Origin of the sequence: Gilliamella sp. Fer4-1, assembly GCF_001690515.1 — a bacterium.
Taxonomy (GTDB): Bacteria; Pseudomonadota; Gammaproteobacteria; order Enterobacterales; family Orbaceae; genus Gilliamella; species Gilliamella apicola_C.
Genome location: NZ_LZGZ01000028.1, coordinates 1 through 4,350, shown reverse-complemented (window position 1 = coordinate 4,350; position 4,350 = coordinate 1). Strand labels below are relative to the sequence as shown.

Here is a 4,350-nt window from a genome sequence, read left to right as displayed (position 1 = left end):
AATGAAATCTACGGTTATTGGTTTGTCTTGTTTGATGTTTAGCTTGGCATTAGTTGGATGTGGAGGTAAAAACGACGAAGGTAAAACTTATCATTGGTCAAAAGCTCAAGGTGTTTTAGAAGATTGTCGTGGGGTGATGAGTAAATCACAACAATGTGAAACGAATTCCAACAATCAACAATATCTATTTAAAATCGATAAATATTAATATGAGTGCGTGGCTTATTTATGCACTACTTTCCGCTATTACTGCGGCATGCGTAGCTATTTTAGGAAAAATCGGTTTACAGTATCTTGATGCCAACACAGCAACTGCAATTCGTGCTATTGTCATGGCTATTTTTTTAGTTGGGGTGGTTGCTGTTCAAGGTAAACTAAGCCTTATCAACACGTTTTTTAATGATAAAAAGGCGTTATTTATTATTGCACTAAGTGGCATTGCCGGTGCGCTATCTTGGCTATTTTATTTTATGGCGATTAAAGAGGGCAAAGTATCGCAAGTTGCGCCAATTGACAAGTTAAGCGTAGTTTTTGCTGTTGTATTTGCTGCTATTTTATTCGGTGAAAAGGTTTCGCTATTAGCTGGTGTAGGGGTTGCTATGATTGCCGTAGGCGCGATATTAGTTGCACTATTTTAATTATATCTCAACTTATTATCTGCCAGCGGGTTATACCGTTATATAGTAATAAACCAATATAACGATATGTTCATAATGTTACATACCACCTATTTACACAACTAAATCATACACATAATAAATGTGCATGACTATTATGGTAAATAATGCAAATGGGTATTTAAACCACGCTTACTTTAGTAAACGATTAAACAGCTCAACCGTTACCTGCTCCCCTTTGCTGACATTACCACGATCCTGTTCAAGCACAATAAAACAATTAGCTTGCTTAAATGATTGTGTCATATGCGATCCTTGCTGACCTGTTGTGCTAACTTCTAACTCACCTTGTGCATTTATTTGTAACATACCACGTTGAAAGTCTACTCTACCAAGGCTCTTTTTAAGATTGGTTGCAGTGCTTACTTTAAAGGTTAAATCAATGGCTGGTGCTTCAACCCCTGAAAGAGCTAAAATTAGTGGTTGTACTAATTGATAAAAAGTCACTAAGGTTGAAACTGGATTGCCGGGCAAACCACAAAATAGCGCCTCGCCAATGTTGCCAAAGGCAAAAGGTTTGCCAGGTTTCATCGCAATTTTCCAAAAGCTGATTTTGCCAAGCGCTTCTAAAGCCACTTTAGTATAATCTGCATCGCCCACAGAAACGCCACCGCTGGTGATGACTAAATCAGCTTGGTTCGATGCAGCTATCAATGCTTGTTTGATTTGGGTTGGGTCATCAGAAATGATACCAAGATCGACAATGTCACAGTTAAGCTCAGTTAATAATAATTTTAGCGTGAAACGGTTACTATCATAAATAGCACTATTACCAGCTAAAGGCTCACCAATTGGCGTTAATTCATTACCTGTTGATAAGATAGCTACTTTCAGTTTTTTAAAAACCAAAACTTCACTAATGCCCAATGTCGCAAGGGTTGATAGTATAGGGATGGTTAATTTTTCTCCTTTACTCACAACGGCAGTGTCTTTTTTTATATCTTCGCCCATACGGCGGATATTATCGCCAACTTTTACCTCATTTAAAAAAGTGATACCTAGCTCCGATTTTTCGGTCTGTTCTTGCATCACTACGGCATCAGCATCATTAGGTACGGGTGCTCCAGTCATAATACGTAAACAAGTACCTTGTGGCCAATTAAGATTACTTATATCATCGCCAGCTAAAATAATGCCCGCTATAGGTAATAATTTAGATTGATTAACATCGGATAATCTAACGGCATACCCATCCATCGCTGAGTTATTAAAGCTTGGCACATTAATCGGCGACATTACCGGTTCAGCAGTGATACGTCCTAATGCATCGAACAAAGAAACTTTTTCGCAATTGAGTGATTTTATGGCTGATGCGCGTTGAAGCATTTGCTGTTTGGCTTGTTGAAATGTGAGTAACATAAAAGTGTGCCTTCCTTATGTTTATGAAGCTATTATTTGATCTTACTAAGAAATTTCAGGAAATGTATCTGTTTTAGTAAAAATCACTTTTTTATCAAGATTGAATTGATCTTTATGATTGCTAATATAACAACGTCGCCAAAAGGCGACGTCAAATCATTAGCTATACATTAAATAAGAAGTTCATAATATCGCCATCTTGCACGACATAATCTTTACCCTCAGCGCGCATTTTGCCTGCTTCTTTTGCACCTTGTTCACCGCCGTATTTAATAAAATCTTCAAAAGCGATAGTTTGAGCGCGAATAAACCCTTTTTCAAAATCAGTATGAATTTTACCTGCTGCTTGTGGCGCTGTATCGCCAACTGAAATTGTCCATGCTCGAACCTCCTTAACACCTGCTGTAAAGTACGTTTGTAAATTAAGCAAACTATATCCTGCACGAATCACGCGGTTTAGACCAGGTTCTGTTAACCCTAAATCTTGCATAAATTCGTCACGATCAGCATCATCAAGCTCAGCAAGCTCAGCTTCAATTGCGGCACATACGGGTACAACTATGGCCTTTTCTTGTTCAGCAATGGCTTTGACTTTATCTAAATAAGGATTGTTTTCAAAACCATCTTCATTCACATTAGCGATATACATGGTTGGTTTTAGGGTTAAAAAGCTTAGGTATTTTATTGCATCAAGCTCTTCTTTACTTAAATCAAGTTGCAACAATTTTTTACCTTGCTCTAAATGTGGTAAGCATTTTTCAAGGATTTCTAATTCAAATTTGGCCTCTTTATCGCCACCTTTGGCACGTTTTTGTAGGCGAGTTATTGCACGTTCGCAAGCTTCAAGATCGGATAGGGCAAGTTCAGTATTAATAATCTCGATATCTTCAGCCGGATCGATCTTGCCAGCGACGTGAATGATATTATCATTTTCAAAACAACGTACAACATGGCCAATGGCTTCAGTTTCACGAATATTAGCTAAAAATTGATTACCTAAACCTTCACCTTTCGACGCACCTTTAACTAAACCTGCAATATCAACAAATTCCATAGTAGTTGGCAATGTACGTTGTGGTTTTACAATTTTTGCCAGTTCATCTAAACGTGGATCGGGCATCGGCACAACCCCAGTGTTTGGCTCGATAGTACAAAACGGAAAGTTAGCCGCTTCAATGCCAGCTTTAGTTAGTGCGTTAAAAAGCGTTGACTTACCCACATTAGGTAGTCCGACGATACCACATTTAAATCCCATATTGTTTGTTACCTTTTATCATAAATGTCTTAAAAATAAGGGGGAGATTATATACTAAATTGTGCTATTTATGCCAATGTTCTTAGCGATAAATCTACGAGGAATTAAACAAATTAACAGTTACTATTTATTGTTTATTACCAAGCTTAGTTTATTACCAAGTTAATATTTGCTGTATACTGGCCATAACCCACCCACTTAGTCATTTAGTTATTGTTCTGTATTCAAACCAATTTGGTAAAGTTGATTCTTTTTAAGTCCATATATTTCAGCGGTAATAGCTGCTGCTTTTTTTAATGGCAGTTCTTTTTGCAATAGTTTAAGAGTACCAATCGCCTTTGGATCAATATCTTCCTCTGATTTTGTATGGCCTTGCACGATTAACACAAATTCACCTTTTTGGCGGGCAGGATCTTCATTTAACCAATTTATCAACTCATTAACCTTAAAACTGACAATAGTTTCCCACGTTTTGGTTAGCTCTTTAGCCAAAATAATTGGCTTATCAGCGCCCCAAATAGTTTGCATATCATTAAGCGTGTCTAATAAGCGATGAGTCGATTCATAAAAGATGATTGTGCGTGGTTCGTCTAATAAATGGGTAAGGTAATCTTGGCGTGCTTTAGTTTTAGCGGGTAAAAAACCTTCATAAATAAATTTATCTGACGGTAATCCTGAAGCACATAAAGCTGCTATCGCAGCGCAAGCGCCAGGAATTGGTACGACTTTAATGCCATTTTCGTGACATGCTTTAACCAAATGATATCCTGGATCGTTAATTAATGGCGTACCTGCATCGGAAATCAACGCAATGGATAACCCTGATTTGAGTTTCTCGATGAGTATATTGGATTTTTCTTGTTCATTATGATCATGCAAAGCAAACAGCTTCGCTTTAATTCCAAGATGTTGTAAAAGTAAGCCACTATGACGCGTATCTTCAGCCGCAATAAGATCGACGCTTTTAAGTATATCGATCGCTCTAAGCGTAATATCATCTAAATTTCCGATGGGGGTAGCAACAATATATAAAGTCATTATTTTTAATCACATTAAATT

General features: G+C 37.4%; 4 protein-coding genes and 1 pseudogene. 2 read left to right on the top strand and 3 right to left on the bottom strand.

What is annotated here, in order from left to right:
• Both A9G30_RS12820 and A9G30_RS00985 read left to right on the top strand, forming a co-directional pair.
• A pseudogene (locus A9G30_RS12820) lies at nt 1-208 on the top strand (hypothetical protein); the annotation flags it as partial.
• 1 nt (nt 209) lies between these two features.
• Nucleotides 210-638 carry an EamA family transporter gene (locus tag A9G30_RS00985; protein ID WP_065567109.1) on the top strand — a complete coding sequence of 143 codons (429 nt, stop codon included), beginning with the start codon at nt 210-212 and terminating at the stop codon, nt 636-638.
• Between the two features lie 171 nt (nt 639-809).
• Here the strand turns inward: A9G30_RS00985 and moeA are convergent, their stop codons facing one another.
• The 3 genes from moeA to rsmI form a co-directional block, all read right to left on the bottom strand.
• A complete protein-coding gene (moeA, locus tag A9G30_RS00980) occupies nt 810-2,036 on the bottom strand; it encodes a molybdopterin molybdotransferase MoeA (RefSeq protein WP_065587771.1) in 1,227 nt (408 codons plus the stop codon).
• Nucleotides 2,037-2,199: 163 nt separating this feature from the next.
• Nucleotides 2,200-3,291, bottom strand: a complete 1,092-nt coding sequence (ychF, locus tag A9G30_RS00975) for a redox-regulated ATPase YchF (RefSeq protein ID WP_065567107.1) — start codon at nt 3,289-3,291, stop codon at nt 2,200-2,202.
• Between the two features lie 210 nt (nt 3,292-3,501).
• Nucleotides 3,502-4,329 (bottom strand): 16S rRNA (cytidine(1402)-2'-O)-methyltransferase, encoded by an 828-nt coding sequence (gene rsmI / locus A9G30_RS00970; RefSeq protein WP_065587770.1) that lies wholly within the window; start codon nt 4,327-4,329, stop codon nt 3,502-3,504.
• Between the last annotated feature and the right edge of the window lie 21 nt (nt 4,330-4,350).